The organism is bacterium (assembly GCA_026129405.1).
GTDB lineage: Bacteria > Desulfobacterota > Binatia > DP-6 > DP-6 > JAHCID01.
The window spans coordinates 1,041,598-1,060,642 of the sequence record JAHCID010000001.1; the positions used below are offsets into that span (position 1 = coordinate 1,041,598).

The 19,045-nt window shown below is 72.8% G+C and carries 21 protein-coding genes; 15 read left to right on the forward strand and 6 right to left on the reverse strand.

The window, feature by feature from the left end; all coding sequences use genetic code 11:
* Positions 1-48: 48 nt before the first annotated feature.
* The gene (locus KIT14_04775) at positions 49-714 is read left to right on the forward strand and encodes a glycerophosphodiester phosphodiesterase (protein MCW5889846.1); all 666 of its coding nucleotides are present in this window, start codon (positions 49-51) and stop codon (positions 712-714) included.
* Here the strand turns inward: KIT14_04775 and KIT14_04780 are convergent.
* Both KIT14_04780 and KIT14_04785 read right to left on the reverse strand, forming a co-directional pair.
* Positions 711-1,346, reverse strand: coding sequence for a M15 family metallopeptidase (locus KIT14_04780; protein MCW5889847.1), 636 nt, complete (start codon positions 1,344-1,346; stop codon positions 711-713). The genes KIT14_04775 and KIT14_04780 overlap by 4 nt on opposite strands.
* A 59-nt stretch (positions 1,347-1,405) precedes the next feature.
* Entirely contained in the window at positions 1,406-2,215 is an 810-nt protein-coding gene (locus KIT14_04785; GenBank protein ID MCW5889848.1) for a 3'(2'),5'-bisphosphate nucleotidase CysQ, read from the reverse strand.
* A 147-nt stretch (positions 2,216-2,362) separates the two neighbouring features.
* On the opposite strand from KIT14_04785, the gene KIT14_04790 reads away from it, so the two are divergent.
* Positions 2,363-2,824: a phosphatidylglycerophosphatase A gene (locus KIT14_04790; GenBank protein MCW5889849.1), complete on the forward strand. Its 462-nt coding sequence runs from the start codon at positions 2,363-2,365 to the stop codon at positions 2,822-2,824.
* Positions 2,821-4,098 carry a competence/damage-inducible protein A gene (locus KIT14_04795; protein MCW5889850.1) on the forward strand — a complete coding sequence of 426 codons (1,278 nt, stop codon included), beginning with the start codon at positions 2,821-2,823 and terminating at the stop codon, positions 4,096-4,098. Before KIT14_04790 ends, KIT14_04795 begins: the two co-directional genes overlap by 4 nt.
* Before the next feature lie 18 nt (positions 4,099-4,116).
* Here the strand turns inward: KIT14_04795 and KIT14_04800 are convergent, their stop codons facing one another.
* Complete coding sequence (locus KIT14_04800; GenBank protein MCW5889851.1) at positions 4,117-5,211, reverse strand: right-handed parallel beta-helix repeat-containing protein; 1,095 nt, start codon at positions 5,209-5,211, stop codon at positions 4,117-4,119.
* A gap of 132 nt (positions 5,212-5,343) precedes the next feature.
* Here KIT14_04800 and KIT14_04805 point away from each other — a divergent pair, with 132 nt between their 5' ends.
* The gene (locus KIT14_04805; protein ID MCW5889852.1) at positions 5,344-7,239 is read left to right on the forward strand and encodes a DUF2235 domain-containing protein; all 1,896 of its coding nucleotides are present in this window, start codon (positions 5,344-5,346) and stop codon (positions 7,237-7,239) included.
* A gap of 20 nt (positions 7,240-7,259) precedes the next feature.
* Here the strand turns inward: KIT14_04805 and KIT14_04810 are convergent, their stop codons facing one another.
* On the reverse strand, positions 7,260-7,874 hold the full coding sequence (locus KIT14_04810) for a hypothetical protein (GenBank protein ID MCW5889853.1): 615 nt from the start codon (positions 7,872-7,874) through the stop codon (positions 7,260-7,262).
* 109 nt (positions 7,875-7,983) lie between these two features.
* Here KIT14_04810 and thpR point away from each other — a divergent pair, with 109 nt between their 5' ends.
* The 6 genes from thpR (at position 7,984) to KIT14_04840 (ending at position 13,461) form a co-directional block, all read left to right on the forward strand.
* A complete protein-coding gene (gene thpR, locus KIT14_04815) occupies positions 7,984-8,292 on the forward strand; it encodes an RNA 2',3'-cyclic phosphodiesterase (GenBank protein MCW5889854.1) in 309 nt (102 codons plus the stop codon).
* Positions 8,282-8,563, forward strand: coding sequence for a hypothetical protein (locus KIT14_04820; GenBank protein ID MCW5889855.1), 282 nt, complete (start codon positions 8,282-8,284; stop codon positions 8,561-8,563). Before thpR ends, KIT14_04820 begins: the two co-directional genes overlap by 11 nt.
* Before the next feature lie 134 nt (positions 8,564-8,697).
* A complete protein-coding gene (gene recA, locus KIT14_04825) occupies positions 8,698-9,807 on the forward strand; it encodes a recombinase RecA (protein ID MCW5889856.1) in 1,110 nt (369 codons plus the stop codon).
* A 6-nt stretch (positions 9,808-9,813) separates the two neighbouring features.
* Positions 9,814-10,965, forward strand: coding sequence for a PilT/PilU family type 4a pilus ATPase (locus KIT14_04830; protein ID MCW5889857.1), 1,152 nt, complete (start codon positions 9,814-9,816; stop codon positions 10,963-10,965).
* A 37-nt stretch (positions 10,966-11,002) separates the two neighbouring features.
* Entirely contained in the window at positions 11,003-11,416 is a 414-nt protein-coding gene (locus KIT14_04835; GenBank protein MCW5889858.1) for a regulatory protein RecX, read from the forward strand.
* A gap of 200 nt (positions 11,417-11,616) precedes the next feature.
* Positions 11,617-13,461, forward strand: coding sequence for a hypothetical protein (locus KIT14_04840; GenBank protein MCW5889859.1), 1,845 nt, complete (start codon positions 11,617-11,619; stop codon positions 13,459-13,461).
* A gap of 39 nt (positions 13,462-13,500) precedes the next feature.
* Here the strand turns inward: KIT14_04840 and KIT14_04845 are convergent, their stop codons facing one another.
* Positions 13,501-14,190 (reverse strand): DUF4336 domain-containing protein, encoded by a 690-nt coding sequence (locus tag KIT14_04845; GenBank protein MCW5889860.1) that lies wholly within the window; start codon positions 14,188-14,190, stop codon positions 13,501-13,503.
* A 332-nt stretch (positions 14,191-14,522) separates the two neighbouring features.
* Between KIT14_04845 and KIT14_04850 the strand changes: the two genes are divergently transcribed.
* The 3 genes from KIT14_04850 to KIT14_04860 all read left to right on the forward strand — a co-directional run bounded on the left by KIT14_04850 (position 14,523) and on the right by KIT14_04860 (position 17,189).
* Positions 14,523-15,296 (forward strand): crotonase/enoyl-CoA hydratase family protein, encoded by a 774-nt coding sequence (locus tag KIT14_04850; GenBank protein MCW5889861.1) that lies wholly within the window; start codon positions 14,523-14,525, stop codon positions 15,294-15,296.
* Between the two features lie 4 nt (positions 15,297-15,300).
* A complete protein-coding gene (locus KIT14_04855; protein MCW5889862.1) occupies positions 15,301-16,428 on the forward strand; it encodes a Rieske 2Fe-2S domain-containing protein in 1,128 nt (375 codons plus the stop codon).
* A 62-nt stretch (positions 16,429-16,490) separates the two neighbouring features.
* Positions 16,491-17,189 (forward strand): TetR/AcrR family transcriptional regulator, encoded by a 699-nt coding sequence (locus tag KIT14_04860; protein MCW5889863.1) that lies wholly within the window; start codon positions 16,491-16,493, stop codon positions 17,187-17,189.
* Positions 17,190-17,216: 27 nt separating this feature from the next.
* Here KIT14_04860 and KIT14_04865 read toward each other — a convergent pair whose 3' ends face one another.
* Positions 17,217-17,546: a heavy-metal-associated domain-containing protein gene (locus KIT14_04865; GenBank protein MCW5889864.1), complete on the reverse strand. Its 330-nt coding sequence runs from the start codon at positions 17,544-17,546 to the stop codon at positions 17,217-17,219.
* Between the two features lie 88 nt (positions 17,547-17,634).
* Between KIT14_04865 and KIT14_04870 the strand changes: the two genes are divergently transcribed.
* Positions 17,635-18,027, forward strand: a complete 393-nt coding sequence (locus KIT14_04870; protein MCW5889865.1) for a DUF1311 domain-containing protein — start codon at positions 17,635-17,637, stop codon at positions 18,025-18,027.
* A 69-nt stretch (positions 18,028-18,096) separates the two neighbouring features.
* Complete coding sequence (locus KIT14_04875; protein MCW5889866.1) at positions 18,097-19,041, forward strand: LLM class F420-dependent oxidoreductase; 945 nt, start codon at positions 18,097-18,099, stop codon at positions 19,039-19,041.
* Positions 19,042-19,045 lie beyond the last annotated feature (4 nt).

Below are 19,045 nucleotides of genomic sequence, written 5' to 3' on the forward strand. Positions count from 1 at the left end.
GCATTCGCGGCGGCGCTGACGTTCGGCGCCGATCGCCTCGAGCTCGACGTGCACGCCACGTCCGACGGTCACGTCGTCGTGCTGCACGACCCCGATGTCGATCGCACCACCGACGGCAGCGGCCCCGTCCGCACCATGACCCTGGCGCAGCTCCAGGCGCTCGACGCCGGCTGGCAGCACCGCGCGCCCGACGGCAGCCATCCGCACCGCGGCAAGGGCATCGTCGTGCCGACCCTCGACGCGCTCCTCGCGGCCCATCCCGGCGTCCCGCTCAACATCGAGATCAAGCAGGACGAGCCGGCGATCGAAGCGGCCGTCCTCGCGGTGCTCGACCGTCACGGCGCGCGCAGGCAGACGTTGCTCGCGGCCGAGCATTCCCGCATCGGGACGCGCATCCGCGCCGCCGCGCCGGACATGCTGACGAGCTTCTCGGCCGAGGAGGTCGCCGACTTCGTCGGCCGCCTGCGCGAGAACCGGTGGGAGGGCTACGTGCCCCCGGCCGTCGCGCTCCAGGTTCCGCCGGCCTGGGACGGGATGGAGATCGTCACCACGCCGTTCCTCGAGGCCGCGCACCGCTTCGAGCTCGAGGTGCACGTCTGGACCGTCAATCAGCCGGTCGAGATGCACCGTCTGCTCGAGCTCGGGGTCGATGGTCTCATCACCGACCTGCCGGCGGTCGCGATGGAAGTGATGCGCCGCCGCCGGCTGCGCTAGCGTCCCAGCGTCTCGATCGGCACGTCGAGCACGGGCCACTGCTCCCAGCCGTCGCAGTCGTAGTGCCACCACTCGGCGGGGTAGACGGTGAAGCCCTCGTTCTCCATGGCGAGGCGCAGCAGCTCGCGGCGCGCGCGCGCTTCGGGCGTGCCGCCCTCGTAGTCGGGGTGCGCGCGGCCGGAGAAGTCGTCGTACTCGCTCGGCATGCCGACCAGGCGGCCGGTCGTGCGGTCGTACAGCGTGACGTCGACCGCGCAGCCGCGGTTGTGCCGTGAGCCCTGGGCCGGGTCGGCGACGTAGGCGCGCTGCGCCGGCGGCGTGATCTCCCAGAAGAGCCGCGTCACCGACCACGGGCGGTAGCCGTCGAGGAGCACGAGACCGTAGCCGTACTGGCCGAGACGCCGATGGGCGCGCACCACGGCCTCGGCCGCCGGGCGCTGGAGCCAGACGCGCGTGCCGGCGGGATAGACCGGCCGGCCGACGAAGTTGTTGGCGGTGGCGTAGCGGACGTCGAGCTCGAGCGTCGGATCGAGGCTCGCGACGTCGACGAGATCGGGCGCACGCGTTGCCTGCGGATCGCGCGGCGGCCCCTCGGTCCGCGACGAGCAGCCGAGCGCGAGGACGAGGAGCAACGCGGCGCGCGCCCGCGGCGCGTGCGACGACGGAGAGCGGACGGGCGCGCGGCGCGGGCTCAGCGTCTCTTCGGCTTCGCCTGCTCGCCGTACTCGGCGATGAGGCGCATCAGCGCGTCGTGCAGCACGCCGTTCGACGACACCATGCCCGGCCGCAGCGGCGACGGCTGGTTGAACACGAGCGGCTGGCCGTCGAGCCCGGTCACCTTGCCGCCCGCCTCCTCGACGAGGATCGAGCCGGCGCAGATGTCCCACTCGTTCTTCGGCGTCAGCGTGAAGGTGGCGTCGCCGGCGCCGGTCGCCATCTCCGCCAGCTTGAACGCGACGCTGCCGGTGAGCACGACCTTGCACAGCGGCTTGAAGACGTCCCATTCGCCCCGCTTGTCCTCGGAGCGGCTCGCGAGCACCTCGGCCCGGGCGACGTCGGCCTGCGTGCTCACCCGCGCCGGCGCGCCGTTGACCGTCGTGCCCTGGCCCTTCACCGCGACGTAGAGACGGTCGGCGGCGGGGTTGTACTCGACGCCGACGACGGGCCGGCCGTTCTCGACCAGCGCGATGCAGACGCAGAACTCGGGGATGTGCTGCGTGAACTCCTTGGTGCCGTCGAGCGGGTCGACGATCCACGCGCGCGGCCGCTCGAGGCGCTCCTTCGAGTCGGCGGTCTCCTCGGAGAGCCAGCCGTCGGCGGGGAAGGCCTGCGAGATCAGCCGGTGGATGCAGTCGTTGGCGTCGCGGTCGGCCAGCGTGAGGGGGTTGTCCTCGGTGCGCAGGTTCTCGACCGTGCCGTCGTAGTACCGGCGGATCAGCGCGCCGGCCTCGCGTGCCGCCTCCACCGCGACGTCGCGCTCGCGTGCGAGCCCGCTCATCATCCCTGCTCCCGGGCGGCGCTCCGCACCACCATCCACGCGACCTGCCGCGTCGTCAGCATGGGGCGCGGGGTATCAACTCCGCGCAGGTTTGGAAAGTCGCGTCCGGCATGCCTTGACCGCGCGGAGGGCACCCCGTAGCCATCGGCCGTGCGCGCGCTCGTGGTGATCCTCGCGACCGGCGGCGGAGCGGGCTACGTGCCCGTCGCGCCGGGGACCGCGGGCTCGTTGGTCGCCGTGCCGCTGATCCCCCTGCTCGGGCTCGTCCACGCGCGCGGCGGCCCGGGGCTCTGGGCCGCCGCCGTGGCCGCGCTGATCGCGATCGCGATCTGGGCCGCCGGCCGCGCCGAGCCGCTCTTCGGGCACGACGCCGGTAAGATCGTCATCGACGAGATCGCGGGCATGATCGTCGCGTCGTGCTTCGTACCGGCCACCTGGACCGCGGCGGCCGTGGTGTTCGTCTTCTTCCGCCTCTTCGACGTCTGGAAGCCGTTTCCCGCCGGCGTCGTCGACCGCTCCTGGCCCGGGGGGTTGGGCGTCGTCGGCGACGACCTCGTCGCCGGCGTCTATGCGGGCCTCGTCGCCCGCCTGCTCCTGGAGGTTCTCCCGTGATCGAACGCGCCGTCATCCTTTCCACCGGCGACGAGCTGACGACCGGCCGCATCGCCGACACCAACGCCGCGTGGATCGCCGACAAGCTCTTCGAGGTCGGCGTCGACGTGACCACGATCCTCGCCGTCGGCGACTACCCCGATCGCCTCGCGTGGGCCTGGCGCCAGGCGCTCGAGCGCGGCGACGTCGTGATCTCGACCGGCGGCATCGGCCCGACGGCCGACGACCTCACCACCGAGACGGTCGCGCGCGTGGTCGGCGTGCCGCTCGTGGAGGACGCCGCGTCGGCGGCGAAGATGCGGCAGTGGTTCGCGGCGTCGGGCCGCGACATGCCGCTCAACAACCTGAAGCAGGCGCTGGTCCCGGAGGGCGCGACGATCGTCCCCAACGCGCTCGGCACGGCGCCCGGCTACCGCATCGCGGTCGGCGACGCGTCGATCGTGGTGTTGCCCGGCGTGCCGCGCGAGATGAAGGCGATGGTCGAGGAGGTCGTGCTGCCGTGGATCCGCGCGCAGCGGGGCGGGGCGGTGTACCTGGCGCGCGTCTTCCAGACCTTCGGCATCACGGAGTCGGGACTCGACGAGCTGGTCGCCGGCGTGGTTCCGTCCGACCGCGGGCGGCTCTCCTTCCGCGCCAGCTTCCCGGAGATCTCGTGTCGGCTCGTGGTGCACGGCGAGCCGGCCGCGGCGGCGGCGCAGCTGCAGGAGATCGGCGACCAGCTGAAGGCGGCGATCGGCCCGTTCTGCTACGGCGAGGGCGCGGCGACGACGCTCGAGCAGGTGGTCGGCGGCCTCCTCGGTGACGTCGGCCTCACCGTCGCGCTCGGCGAGTCCTGCACGGGCGGCCTCGTCGGCCATCGCCTCACCAACGTGCCCGGCAGCTCGAAGTGGTTCCGCGGCGGCGTCGTCGCCTACTCGAACGAGGCGAAGGAGTCGCTCTTGGGGGTGTCGGCGGCGACGCTCGCCGCCGTGGGTGCCGTCGCGGAGGAGACGGCGGGCGAGATGGCCGCCGGCGCGCGCCGCGCCCTCGGCGCGGACGTTGGCATCGGCATCACCGGCATCGCCGGGCCCGACGGCGGCACGGCGGAGAAGCCGATCGGCACGGTGTGCTTCGGCCTCGCGACCGCCGACGGAGTCGTCACCGCGCAGTACAAGCTGTGGGGCACGCGCGACTGGGTGAAGCTGCTGTCGTCGCAGATCGCGCTGGAGTGGATCCGTCGCCACGTGCTCGGGATGTCCGTGCGCGACATGGCGCTCTTCCGCAACCGGCGGTGACGCGGGGGCGGGGCGCGCTCATTGGAGGTCGATCCCGCACCCCGTGCACACCATCTTCGTCCCCTTCGTCTTGCACTTCTTGCAGTTCCCGAGCGACGCCTGGACGACGGGCGCAGGGCACTCGGGGGTGGGGCAGACCGGGGTCGGGCACACGGGATCCCCGCCGCCGAGGCAGGCCACCGGCGAGGAGGCGCCGCCGATCTCGCACGTCGAGGGTCCGCCGGCCGGGTTGCCGGTGATGAGCTCGCCGGCGAACGGCACGATGACGCCGCCGGCCTCGGCGAGGAAGGCGCCGCCGGCGTTGTTCACGGCGGTGAGCCCGGCGGTGTTGATCACCGCGCCGCCGCTCGCCTGTACCCCGACGCCGCTGTGCGCGACCACCGCGTCGTGCAGGTGCAGCTCGGCCCCGTTCTCGGCCCAGAACCCGGCGGCGGAGGAATCGGTGACGCTCGTGTCGTGCGCGAGGGCGACGAGCGAGCCCGCGACGCGCAGCCCGATCCCCACCGTGGCGAGGCGTGAGCCTTCGACGGTGACGCGCGGCGTGCCGCCGCCGGGCGTCACCCGGATCCCGGCCCCGCCGATGTTGCGGATCACCGTGTCGGCGACGTGGAGGTTGCCGGACCCTTCCGCGGAGATGCCGAGCTGCGAGAAGTTCTCGATGACGCAGTCCTCGACGTGCAGCTCGGCGCCCTGGAGGAAGCGCACGCCGGTGACCCCCGGCGACGGCGCATCGCTGGCGCCGTTGATGCTGAGCCGGCGCAGGACGACACGGACGTTCGTGCCGTTCACGATGACGCCGGTCGTCGACGAGGCGAGGATCGAAGCGTGCACGCCGCCGCCGTCGATGACGATGTTCTTGGTGATCGTGACGGCGCCGTAGCCGGCGGGATCGAGGGCGTTGATCTCGCCGCCGTTCGCGGTCTTCGAGATCGCGCCTGCCCAGGTCTTGCAGGGTGCGGTGCGGCTGCACGGGTTGGCGTCGTCGCCGACCCCGGAAACCCAGGTGCGTGTCGCCTGAGCCGCGGCGGGCGCCGCTGTCCAGGGAGCCAGCAGGAGTGCGAGCACGAGCCACGACGAGCGGGCGGAGAGCGCACGGGACGGCGGTATCGGCATGACATCGCTCTGCCACGGATCGGTCCGAATCACACGCGACCGCCGCGCGCTCCGCTCGGCCGTCCGTTTTCGCAGACCGGCGCTCCGTGTTCCTGGACGCGGGGAGCGAGAGATCGACGCTCCCCGGGCGCGATGGTCGGTCCGATCGGCGGCCTCCGGATTGCAGTGGCGTTCCGCACGGGAGATCCGAGCCTGGAGGGCGAGATGGGCAAGAACATCGTCCTGCTGTCCGACGGAACTGGCAACAGTGCCGCCAAGCTCTTCCGGACGAACGTGTGGAGGCTCTACGAAGCGCTCGATCGGAGCGATCCGACGGCGCAGGTCGCATATTACGACGACGGAATCGGTACGTCGTCGTTTCGGCCATTGGCGGCCGTTACCGGCATCTTCGGCATCGGGCTCAAGCGCAACGTCCTCGACCTCTACCGCTTTCTCTGCCGGAACCACGCCCCGGGCGACCGCATCTACTGCTTCGGGTTCAGCCGCGGCGCGTTCACCGCCCGCGTGCTGGCGGGCTTCATCGCGGACCAAGGCATCGTCCCGTACGCGGGCGACGAGGCGGCGCTCGTGAAGGCCAGTGCCGCCGCGTATCGCCGCTTCCGCAAGCGCTTCGACGTCAGCCTGGGTCTCGTCGGCCCGCTGCGTCGGCTGCGGGATTGGGTGTTGCGGGATCCTCCGAGCGGGAACGTGCCGGCGACCGTCGAGTTCGTCGGCGTCTGGGATACCGTGGCGGCGTACGGCGGGCCGATCGAGGAGATCACCCGCGCCGTCGACCACTGGGTGTGGCCCCTGTCGATGCCCGATCGCTTCATGTCGAGCAGAGTCCGGCGAGGATGCCATGCGATTGCCCTCGACGACGAGCGCAACTCCTTCCATCCCCTTCTCTGGGACGAAGAGCACCTCGACCACGAGAACGGCCCACCGTTGGACCAGCATGGGTCCTGGACACCGCCCGGGGCGAGCCTTCCCCCGATCGACCAACAGCGGATCAGCCAGGTCTGGTTCACAGGCATGCACTCGGACGTCGGCGGGGGGTACGCGCAGGACGGGCTCGCCTACAAGGCCCTCGATTGGATGATCGATCGGGCGTCGGTCTACGGCCTCCACTTGGAGGCGTCCGAGCGGCAGCGGATCCGGGAGCGCGCGCGCCATCTCGATCGGATGAACGACTCACGCCGCGGCGTCGTCGGTGGCTACTATCGGTACAAGCCCCGCAGGATCGCAGACATCCTCGCGCGGAACGCGAAGAAGGCGACGCTTCGCGGCGACCTCGCCCACATGATGCATTCGCTTCGCGGCGGATTGCCGGTCGCCGCCGCGCACGGCTCGAACAGCGGTCCGATGATTCACGAGAGCGTCTTCGAGCGCATCCGCTCGCGATCCGACGGTTACGCGCCGATCGTGCTGCCCGGCGTCTATCGCGAGACGAGCGCACTGGGCGGCGTCCGCGCGCTGACGCCGCCGGACGTGGCGCTCGCTGCGGCCCGGGCCGAGCACCAGGAGCTGGCCTGGGACTGGGTCTGGGCGAGGCGCGTCGTGTACTTCGCCACGCTGCTGGCGTCGCTCGTCCTGCTCGCGTTGCCGTGGGTCGATCCCAACTGGCCGATCGCCGAGCGGGGCTTGGGCGGGGACACCGTGGGGTCGAAGGCGCACCTCCTGGCCGAACTCGTGCCCGGCCCGCTGTCACCCTGGGCCAATGCGCTCGTGGCTACGCCCATCCGGTTCGCGTTGGTCGTCGCCCTGCTCGTCGTCCTCATGGAGAGCGGGAGGCATCTCGAGGGGCGCATAAACAATGCGATGCGCCAGCTCTGGGATCCGGCGGTTCTCGCCCAGCGGATGGGATCGCCCGTCGTTCACGGCCTGCTCTACCGGACGCGGACGTCGAAGTACTATCGCGGCTTCTTCTATGCCCTCACGAACTGGATCGTGCCGACGCTCCTGGCGATCGGCTTCTACGGGGTGCTCATGATCGTGACCCTGTGGTTGGCGCGTGCCTTTGCCGGAGTCGAGGCCAGCGCACTTCCGTAACGCCGCGGCGTATTCGGCACTCAGCCGCGCCCGGCGCGCCAGCGTGCGACGCCGCGCAGCCCGAGCCCGCCCAGCGCGAGCGCCAGCAGCGGCACGTAGGTCGCGTCGCCCTTGGCGACGCGGCCGTAGTACGAGAAGGCGAACACGAACCAGAGGTAGTGGATGCCGAAGGCGTGCAGCCGCTTCCAGGAGCGGCCGAGCCGGCGTACGGCGGCGTCGGTCGACGTCGCCGCCATCGCGAACATCGTCAGGTAGGCGCCGCCGCCCACGACGATGGTGATCGGCTCGGGCGGCTTCCCGCTGAGGACGACGAAGGTGACGAGCGCCGCCAGGTGGAGCGTGTGCGCGGTCGCGAACGCCAGCCCCGCGGCACGTCGCCGGCGCATGAGGCCGCGCGACGCCGCGCCCGGCGCGAGCCGGTACCAGGCGCTGGCGACGTAGACCGGCATGAAGAGCAGAAACGACACGCGGGCCGTCCAGCGTGCGGCGAGGCGCCAGCCGTCGATCGGCGTGGGGCCGGCCGACAGGCCGAGCAGGATGGCGCCGGCACCGGCGACGGCGGCGCCGCCGCACAGCGCAGCGATGGTGGCGGGCGAGCGTGCCGCCGGGGGCGAGCGGACGAGGGCGACGGACATGCGGGCCTCCTCTGGCGCGCACCTTGGCCGGCATGCTGCGGGCGACGCAACGGCGCGCGTTCGGCGTTGCCGGCGGGCGGCGCGGCTGCTAGCGCGGCGCCGTCGTCCGATGCGCTGCTTCGTCGCCGTCGAGGTCCCGGAGGACGTCCGCGCCGCGCTGGCGTGCGCGCAGGAGCGCCTGCGCGCCGCCGCGCCGCGGGCCGACGTGCGCTGGAGCGACGCCGCCAAGCTGCACCTGACGCTGCGCTTCCTCGGCGAGGTGGTGTCCGCACGGATCGCGTCGATCGAGGACGCGCTGCGCCTGGTCGCCGCCCGCCACGGGCCGCTCGCGCTCGCGGCCGGCGGCCTCGGCGCCGCTTCCCCGGCCCCAGCGCGGCCGCGCGTCCTCTGGGCCGGGGTGGGCGGCGATCTGCGCTGACCTTGGGCTGCTCGCGGCCGACGTCGAGCGCACGCTCGCGCCGCTCGGCTTCCCGCACGAGGCGCGGCCGTTCCGCCCGCACCTGACGCTCGCCCGCGTCCGCTCGCCGCGCGGCGTGGCCCGGGTGACGGCGGCGTTCGCGGCCGTCGGGACGGCTCCCTTCGGCGCCTGGACGGCGGACGCGCTGACGCTCTTCCGCAGCCATCTCGGCGCCGGCGGCTCGACCTACGAGCCGCTGGCACATGTGCCGCTCGGCGTCGTCAGCGGCTGACCGCGTGGGGCGCGAATGCTCCGGAGAAAGGCACGGCCACGGCTGGAGACTCCGAAACGCGCAGAGTAGAGTGGGCGCCATTCGAGACCCGTCACAGGACGTGACGGCGGCGGGGAGGGACTTCCAAGATGGGCATCGACGTGAACCGCGAGCGGGCGATCGACCTCGCGCTCAGCCAGATCGAGAAGCAGTTCGGCAAGGGCGCGATCATGAAGCTGGGCGAGGACGGCCTCGCGCAGCAGGACATCGCCGCCCTGCCCACCGGGTCGCTCGGGCTCGACATCGCGCTCGGCATCGGTGGCGTCCCGCGCGGTCGCGTCATCGAGATCTTCGGGCCGGAGTCGTCGGGCAAGACCACGCTGGCGCTCCACCTCGTCGCCGAGGCGCAGAAGCGCGGCGGCATCTGCGCCTTCGTCGACGCCGAGCACGCGCTCGATGTCGGCTACGCCCGCAAGCTGGGTGTGAAGAGCGAGGACCTGCTGATCTCGCAGCCCGACCACGGCGAGCAGGCGCTCGAGATCGCCGACACGCTCGTGCGCTCCGGCGCCATCGACGTGCTCGTGATCGACTCCGTCGCCGCGCTGGTGCCGCGTGCCGAGATCGAGGGCGACATGGGCGACCCGCAGATGGGGCTCCAGGCCCGCCTCATGTCGCAGGCGCTGCGCAAGCTCACCGGCACCATCTCCAAGTCGAAGACCATCGTCGTCTTCATCAACCAGATCCGCATGAAGATCGGCGTGATGTTCGGCAACCCGGAGACCACGACCGGCGGCAACGCGCTCAAGTTCTACGCCTCGGTCCGGCTCGACATCCGTCGCATCGGCGCCATCAAGCACGGCGACGAGGTGATCGGCAGCCGCACCAAGGTGAAGGTGGTGAAGAACAAGGTCGCGCCGCCGTTCCGCGAGGTCGAGTTCGACATCCTCTACGGAGTCGGCGTGTCGAAGGAAGGCGAGCTGCTCGACATCGCCGCCGAGCACGGCATCGTCGAGAAGACGGGTGCCTGGTACGCGTTCGGCGGCGATCGCATCGGACAGGGCCGCGAGAACGCGCGCGAGTTCCTGCGCGAGCACAAGGACGTCGCCGCCACCATCGAGGCGCGCGTGCGCGAGAAGTACGGTCTCAAGGCCGACGTGGTCACGGGGAACGGATCGGCTGGGGCGCCGATCGAGGAGTCCAACGGTGCAGAAGGAGGCCGCGCGGCAGAGGGTGCCGCGCGGCGGGGGAGGGGCGGAAAGGACTGAGCACACGTGGAGCTGGATGCGATCCTGCGCGAGGCGGTCACCCGGAACGCGTCGGACATTCACCTGAAGGCGGGCACGGCGCCCATCTTCCGGATCAACGGCACGCTCACGCGCTGGGACGACGGCGGTCACATCGATCGTGACGCCATGGTGGCGCTCACCCAGCAGCTGCTCGACGACTACCACGTCGGTCGGCTGAAGGAGAACCTCCAGGTCGACGTGGGCTACGGCACCCCCGAGCTGGGGCGCTTCCGCGTCAACGTGTTCTATCAGCGCGGTGCGCTCCAGGCGGCGCTGCGTCTGATCCCGGCGCGCGTGCGGCGCGTGAACGAGCTGCACCTGCCGCCGGTCATCGAGCGCATCGCCGAGGAGCACCGCGGGCTCATCCTCGTCACGGGGACGACCGGCAGCGGCAAATCGACCACGCTCGCGGCGATGATCGACCACGTCAATCGTGCCACCGACAAGCACATCATCACCATCGAGGACCCGATCGAGTACCTGCACAGCGACGACCTCTCGATCATCACCCAGCGCGAGATCGGCGCCGACTGCACGAGCTTCGCGGCCGGCCTGCGCGGTGCGCTGCGCCAGGACCCCGACATCATCCTCGTCGGCGAGATGCGCGACCTCGAGACCATCGAGACCGCCATCCTCGCGGCCGAGACCGGTCACCTCGTCATGTCCACGGTGCACACCCTCGACGCGACGGAGACCGTCACCCGCGTCATCTCCGCGTTCCCCGAGCATGCGCGCGGTCAGGCCCGCCTGATCCTCGCCAGCATCATCAAGGGCATCATCAGCCAGCGTCTCGTGCCGCGCGCCGACGGCACCGGCATGGTGCCCGCCGTCGAGGTCCTCGTCTCCACCGGTCTGGTGCGCGAGTGCATCCAGATCCCGGAGCGCACGCGCGAGCTGCGCGACGTCATCGCGCGCGGCTTCACGACCTACGGCATGCAGACGTTCGACCAGTCGCTGATGGGCCTCTGGCGCGAGAACCTCATCACCTTCGAGGAAGCGATGGCGCAGGCGACCAACCCGGACGACTTCGCGCTGAAGGCGCGCGGCATCTCGTCCACCAGCGACTCGCGCTGGGACGACTTCGACCACGACACCAATGCCGTCGAAGAGGAGTCGATCAAGGTCGACCGCTTCTGATCGCGAGGCGCCCCGGCGCACGCCCACGCCGCTCGACGTGGCGGCGGGCGTGCTCCGGCGGGCGCCGCGGTCCGCGGCCGATCTCGCCGAGCGCCTGGTCGCGAAGGGCTACCAGGTGGAGACGGCGGCGAAGACCGTCGCGCGCTCCACCGAGCTCGGCTGGGTGAACGACGCCCAGCTCGCCCTCGACCGGGCGCGCACCCTACGCCGCCGCGGAGCCGGGAGCCTGCGCATCGCGGCCGACCTCGAGGCGCGCGGCGTCGCCACGGCGCTGATCGACGCGGCGGTGGCGGAGTCGCGGGGCGGCGAGTCCGAGGCCGTCTGGGCGCGGCGGGCGCTCGGGCACGCGCGCGCCGCCGATCCGCCCCGGGCCTGGCGGCTGCTCCTGTCGCGCGGCTTCCCCGAAGAGGTCGTTGCCGACGTGGTGCCGCTCCCCGACTCGGGGCACTGACCAGCGCGCCCGGCGCTCCGCGCCGGCGCCGTCCCATCGCGCATGTGGGCGTGGAGACGCCCCCGATCGGACGGCCTGCCGGCGGCCGCGCGGCAGCCGATCGGTGCATGGCGTGGAATTGCGTTGCGGCCATCGAAGGCGGGCGTCTAGGCTTCGCCCCTTCGAGCCCGCGGCGCCTCCGCGGACGTGAAAGGACCCGAATGCGAACGCCGCCCGTCGTGACGCTCCTTGCCCTCCTCGCGGCCCCGGCCGCGTCCTTCGCCGGCCTCACCCCCGGCCAGCTGTGTGAGAAGACCGCCGGCGACACGCTGCGCAGCTGCGTGAAGAAGGCGTCGAAGCTGGCGCAGAAGTGCTACCAGACGGCCAGCGCCGCCTGTCCCGACACCGATCCGAAGCTGGTGAAGGAGATGGCGCGCATCGGCGGCAAGGTGCTGCCCAAGTGTCCGGACCCGGCGACCGTGCAGGCCGCGAGCTACGGGCCCGTGCTGACGCCGGCCGGCCTCGTCGAGCGTCTCGCGAGCGCCTGTACGCGCGCGGTGGCGAGCCTCGCGGCGCGCAGTGTCGGCGGCCCGCACGGGGCCGCGTACGGCTCGGCGTCGGCCGGCGATCGCAAGTGCCTCGACGGCGCGTGGAAGGAGGGCCAGGGCCTCATCGACTACGCGATGAAGCAGCAGAGCACCTGCATCCGCAACGCCGGCGCCGGCAGGCCGTGCGACGCGGCCGGTGTGGCCGCGAAGATCGCGGCACGCGAAGCCAGGTCGGTCGCCAAGATCGGCGGCCGCTGCCCGACGCCGCTCGCGAGCCTCGTCGCCACCGACGCGGCGGTGTACGCGTCGCGCGCCCTCGCGCAGTCGCGCTGCCTCGTCGCCACCGCGCACGGCGTGACGACGCCGCTCGCGCTCGACTGCGGCCCGCGCGCCGCGGTGCCGGTGCCCGCGCGGGGCGTCGCGGTCAAGGTCGTCCTGCCGCACGCGGTCTTCGGCTCGCGCTGCGGCAACGGCAGCGACTACGCCTTCGACATGCGCCTCGCCCCCGTGGGTTTCCCGGTCGAGAACGTCGTCGTGCACATGTCGGGCGGCGGCTTCTGCGCCGACGGCCCGAGCTGCGCGGCGAGGAGCCCGGACCTCTTCGAGGCGATGAGCGACACGCTGCCGAACGGCGGCATGATGTCGAGCACGCAAGCGACGAACCCGTTCCAGAACTGGACCAAGGTCGGCCTGCCGTACTGCACGCAGGACCTGCACCTCGGCGGCGGCGTGCCGACCGCGTATCCGGAGATGACCGTGCACCGCTACGGCGCGCTGAACGTTCGCGCCGCGCTCGGCTACGTGCGCGACGTGATCTGGGCGGTGATGGACGCCGACGACCCGCAGGGCTACCGCGCCGACCGCCCGCGCATGGTGTTCGCGGGCAGCTCGGCGGGCGGCTACGGTGCCGCCTACAACTACCACTGGGTGCTCGACGACCTCGGTTGGATCCACTCGACCTCGGTGCCCGACGCGGCGCTGGCGATGGACAACGGCACGCCGCTCGGCGTGATCGCGATCGGCGCCGTTACGCTGCCGGCGACGTACCCCGGCTGGAACACGCTCCCGTTCCTGCCACCGTACTGCAAGGACCCGAGCTGCGCCGAGATATTCGACAACCTCGAGCTGGCGACGTCGCCGCGCCTCCTCGGCACGCCGGAGCAGCGCATGCTCAACGTCTCGAACCAGATCGACAACACACAGCGGAACACGACGCTGTTCCCGTCGAACGGCGCCTTCGTGAACGCGCTGCGCGCGAACTACTGCAGCGTGCAGGGCACGCCCGGGATCTTCAGCTGGATCCGCGGCGTGCACACCCACATCCACGGGGAGCTCAACCAGGCCGACTGGAACACGGGCACCGCCGCCGGCGTCCTGCTGCGCGACTGGGTCGGCGGCGCCATGTCGAACCCCGCCGGGCTCGTCGACGCCGTCGAGACGGGTACGGTCGACGCCAACGTCAGCGGCGTGCTGCCGTTCCCCTGCGCCCTCGGCTCGCCGAGCGGCGCGTTCCTCTGAGGACGACGCGTGGGGACGCCGGCGCGCGATGCGCCGGCGTCACCCGCGCAGCAACCAGGCGTAGCCCTCGCGCAGCAAGCGGTTGCCGTCGCGCTCCTGCACGTCGCCGTGGGCGACGATCACGCGGTCGAAGTTCCATGCGAGGATGCGCTCCAGGCTGGCGCGCGCCTTTTCCCGGTCGCGGATGAGCAGCGGATCGAGCTTGGATGGTCCGAAGTAGCCGTAGCTGCGCACCAGCGACATCAGCAGGCGGGTCGCCGTCGCGGTGCGCTCGCGGAAGTTGAAGGCGAGGTCGCAGGTGACGAGCGTCCGGCTCGCGCGGTGGTAGAAGGCGACCTCGTTCTCGTAGGGCCGGCCGCGGAAGAACGTCTGGTCGACCTCGCCGCGCCATTCCTCCGGCGCCTCGTCGCCGAGGAGATCGACGTACCGGAGGTCGGGACGCTTCAGCTGGAGGCCGGGCGCGATCCACAGGCGCGCGCCGGGATACGCCGTCGCGACGTCGCCGGCGTAGAGGTGATGGACGCGGTTCGGCGCGACGGCGTACGCGACCGAGCCGAGCGCGTCGAGCTCCGCGCGCAACGCGCCGTCGAGCGGCAGCGGCGAGTGCAGCAGCAGGCGGCCCTCGGGCAGGCGGATCACGGTCATCCGCGCGCCCACCTCCAGGCCGAAGAACCGCTGGGGGCGCTCCGCCACCCACAGGTCGGACGCGATCTCGCGCAGGACCGCCATCGTCAGCGACCCTGCGGCGGCGCACCGCCGCCGCGCCGGCGTGCATCGCTGGTGCCGCGTCTTCCGCTCGCTTCGTCGCGGGGGCTTCCCATGGCGTCATCGGACATGATCCGGTCCGCCAACGGAAGCGCCGCGGGCGCGCGCGGCGGGCTCGACCGTCGCCGCGTCGCGCGCGGCGCCGCGCGGTCGGCGCCGCCGGACGTCGGCCGGCGCTTCTCGCGCGTGGGCGGGTGGGTTCGGGGACCGCGCCGCGCTGCGTCCCGGTTGACTCGTGAATCCGCATTCACTACCGATGTGAATCGCGGTTCACCGCCAACCAGGAGGGCGCGACCATGCCGGTACACTACGAAGCCGACGGCGCCATCGTCGTCGTCACGCTCGATCGACCCGAGGTGGGCAACGCCGTCGATCGTCCCACCGCCGACGCGCTCGCCGACGCGTTCCGCCGCTTCGACGCCGATCCCGCACTCGCCGTCGCGGTGCTCACCGGCGCCGGCGGCCGCTTCTGCTGCGGCGCCGACCTGAAGGCGATGCGCGCGGGCGACGCCGCCCGCATCACGCGCGTCGCGCCGGACGGCGACGGGCCCGTCGGCCCGACGCGCATGCTGCTCGACAAGCCGGTGATCGCCGCGGTCGAGGGCTACGCGGTCGCGGGCGGGCTCGAGCTGGCGGCGTGGTGCGACCTGCGCGTCGCCGCGACCGACGCGGTGTTCGGCGTCTTCTGCCGGCGCTGGGGCATCCCGCTGATGGACGGCGGCACGGTCCGCCTGCCGCGCCTCGTGGGGCAGAGCCACGCGCTCGATCTGATCCTCACCGGACGCGGCGTCTCGGGCGACGAGGCGCTGCGGATGGGTCTCGCGAATCGGCTCGTGCCGCCGGGCCGCGCGCTCCCGGAAGCGGTGACCCTCGCGCGCGAGATCGCGGCGCGGCCGCAGGCGGCGCTGCGCACCGACCGGCGCTCCGCCCACGAGCAGTGGAGCCTCGACCTCGACGCCGCGCTCCTCGCCGAGTACCACCACGGCGTGCGCGCGATCGCGAGCGGCGAGCTCGCCGGCGGACTCGACGCGTATGCCGCAGGCGCCTGGCGCAGCGGGACGGGGGCGTGACGCGATGACGCCCCTCGCCGACGACCCCACGGTGGTGCAGCGCCTGCTCGATCACCTCGACCGCAAGACGACCGATCTCGGCGACGCGGTCTGGCGGGAGCCGGTCGCGCACTACCGCTCGGAGGCGCGCTTCGCGGCCGAGCGCACCCGCGTGCTGCGCCGCCATCCGACCCCGTTCTGTCCCTCGGCGGCGCTGCCCGAGCCCGGCTCCTACGTCGCGCGCACGGCCGCCGGCACGCCGCTCGTTGCCGTGCGCGGCGACGACGGCCGCGTGCGCGTCTTTCGCAACGCCTGCCGTCATCGCGGCACGCCGCTCGCCGACGACGGCGCGGGCTGCGAGCGGGCGCTCGTCTGCCGCTACCACGGCTGGACCTACGAGCTCGACGGCGCGCTCCGTCACGTGCCCGACCGGCACGGCTTCCCCGGCCTCGACGAGCGCGCCATGGGCCTCGTGCCCGTCGCCGCCGTCGAGCGCGAGGGCCTCGTCTTCGTGACCCAGGACGCGCCGGGCGCCGAGCCGGGCGACCTGCCGACGCTGATCCCGTCGCGCTTCCGCCTCCTCGGCTTCGGCGAGATCGACGTGCCGGCCAACTGGAAGGTGGTCGTCGAGGGCTTCCTCGAGGGCTATCACATCCGCTCGACGCACCCCGGGACGTTCTTCCCGCTCCAGTTCGACAACGTGAACGTCGTCGAGCGCTTCGGGCCGAACAGCCGGGTCGCCTTCCCGTTCCGGGCGATCGACAAGCTGCGGGCCGTGTCGCCCGCCGAGCGCTCCGCCGACGGCAAGCTCACCTACGTCTACCACCTCTTCCCGAACGTCATGGTGGCGACGTTCCCGGCGCGCATCTTCGTCGTGATGCTGGAGCCGCTCGCCGTCGACCGCACGCGCTTCGCCACGTATCTGCTCAGCGATCGTGCCGCCGACGACGCGCCGGCGCAGGCCTACCTCGCGCAGGCGGGCGCGCTCGTCGAGCGCGGCGGCGCCGAAGACCGCGAGGTGGCCTGCGCCATCCAGCGCGGCCTGGCCAGCGGCGCGAACGAGGTCTTCACGTTCGGGCTCTTCGAGGCCGCGATCGTGCACTTCCACCGGACGCTGCACGCGCTCATCGACGGGCCGGGAGCGCCGGCGTGAGCGCTCGCGGCGGCGGCACGACGCGCGGCGCGGGCGCGCCGGTGTGGCGGCGGCGCGGGCGCGTGAAGGCGCGCTCGCAGCCGCGCGGGCGGGGGGGGGGGGGGGGCGGCAGGGGGGGGGGGCCGCGCCGCGGCGGGTCGCCGCGCGTCCCGACCCGCACGCGCCTGGTCGACGCCGCGCGCACGCTGCTCGAAGAGGGCGGCTACGCCGCCGCGTCCGTGCAGGCGATCGCCGCGCGGGCCGGCGTCGCCGCAGGGGCCATGTACCGGCATTTCCCGTCGAAGGCCGATCTCTTCGTCGACGTCTTTCGCGACGCCGCCAAGCGCGACATGGCCGCCGTCGACGAGGCGGCGTCGACGGCGGGCTGCGTCGCGCGGCTCGAAGCCGCGGTCGCGGCGCACGCGCGCGGTGCGCTGCGGCACCGGCGCCTGGCGTGGGCGCTGCTGCACGAGCCGGTCGAGCCGCTCGTCGACGCCGAGCGGCTCGCCTACCGGCGCACGTATTGCCGGCACATGGCGGGCCTGCTGCGCCAGGCGGTCGCGGCCGGCGAGATCCCCGAGCAGAACGTCGAGCTCAGCGCCGCCGCCGTCGTGGGCGCCATCGCCGAGGCGCTGGTGGGGCCGCTGTCGCCCGTCGCCGGGCAGACCGCGAGCGAGGAGGAGATCGTGGCGACGCTCGTGCGCTTCTGTCGTCGCAGCGTCGGCGCGCCCGACGTCCCCGCCCTGCGCCGCGTGCCCGATCGCGCCGGCCGCCAGCTCTGACCGGCGCTACCCGCCGGCGTGGGCGGCCTACTGCGCCGCCGGCGGATCGACGCGCGAGACGGTGTAGGGGGTGCCCTCGAGCGCCTCGGCGCACGCGGCCTGCGTCAGCGTGACGCCGGGCTTCGTGGTCACCATCGCGGCCTTGTGCTCGAAATCGACGCGGACGGTCTCGACGCCGTCGACGTCCTCGAGCTTGCTCTTCACCGTCGGGCCGCAGCCGTCGGGGCACATCATGCCGTCGATGCCGACGGTCCAGGCGTTGGGGTCGACGGCCTCGCCGGCGAGGAGCGGGCGGGCGGCGACGAGCATGGCGAGCGCGACGAGGAGGCGGCAGAGCGCGACGGTGCGGCGGGTCATGGCTCTCACGGCTACCGTGCACGCCCGTGCGATGCCAGCGGCCCGCGGAGGCTTGCCGCCGACCACCGCCCTGCGCTACCCGCCGGGCATGAGATGCGTCGCTCGCGCCCTTCTCCTCGCCCTCGTGCCGCTCCTCCCCGCCCCGGCCCTCGCGGAGGCGGAGGACGAGGCGACCGCCCAGGCCTGCAAGCTGGCCAAGGCCACCGACATCCTCCTGAACCGCGTCTACGAGGACGCGCTCGCCCGTGCCGCGAAGGACGCGGCGCTCAGCGAGCGGATCAAGGCGGCGCAGCGGGCGTGGGTCGCGTTCCGCGACGCGCAGATCGCGCTGCTGTACCCGGCCGGCGATCCGGCGCGGGGCTCCGTCGCGCCCATGTGCACGTGCCGCACCCAGCAGGAGCTCACGAACGAGCGCGCGAAGCAGCTGAGCCGCCTCATCGCCGGGGAGGAGGGCGACGTGTGCACCTGGGAGCGGCCCTGAGCCGAGATCACGGCGCGGCCGCCGGCGCGCGGGGTTGTGTCGCGCGACGCCCGCGGCTACGCCCGCGGCATGACCACCCAACCCCTGCGCTTCGGCGTCCAGACCGGCCAGCAGAACGTCACCTTCGCGCAGCTCGCCGAGGCGTGGGCGAAGGCCGACGCCTGGGGCTACGACTCGCTCTGGGTGTTCGACCACTTCTTCCCGATCTTCACCGATCCCGAGGGGCCGTGTCTCGAGGGCTGGACGACGCTGGCCGCCCTCTCGCAGGTGACGAAGCGCGCGCGTCTCGGCGCGATGGTGAACGGCAACACGTACCGCAACCCCTGCCTCACGGCGAAGATGGGGGCGACGCTCGATCACGCCAGCGGCGGGCGCTTCGTCCTCGGCATCGGCGCCGGCTGGTTCGAGCCCGAGCATCGCGCGTTCGGCATCGACTTCGAGACCGTGCGCGGCCGGCTGGAAGCGCTCGAGGAGTCGCTCCGGATCATCCGCGGCATGTGGACGCAGCCGAAGACGACGCTGCGCGGGAAGCACTACACGGTCGAGGACGCGATGGGGAACCCGCGTCCCGTGCAGACGCCGCATCCGCCGATCCTGATCGGCGGCACCGGCGAGAAGGTGCTGCTGCGTCTGGTCGCGCAGTATGCCGACATGTGGAACATGGCGGGACCGGCGTCGGTCATGGCGCACAAGATCGAGGTCATCCGCCGCCACGGCGACCGCGTCGGGCGCGATCCGGCCCGGATCGAGCACAGCGTGATGCTGCCGCTCTGCTACCGTGCCTCGGCGGAGCGCGAGGCGTTCGTGCAGCAGCTGGTGGCCGGCATGCGGGGCACGACGCCCGAGGCGGCGCGCGAGAGCATCATGATCGGCGGCAAGGACGAGTGCCTCGAGACCATCGCACGCTACGGCAAGGCGGGCGTCACGCACTTCGTCTTCATGACGTTCGCGCCGTACGTGCTCGACGAGCTCCAGGCCTTCGCCGAGGAGGTCGCGCCGGCCGCGCGCGGCTGACGCC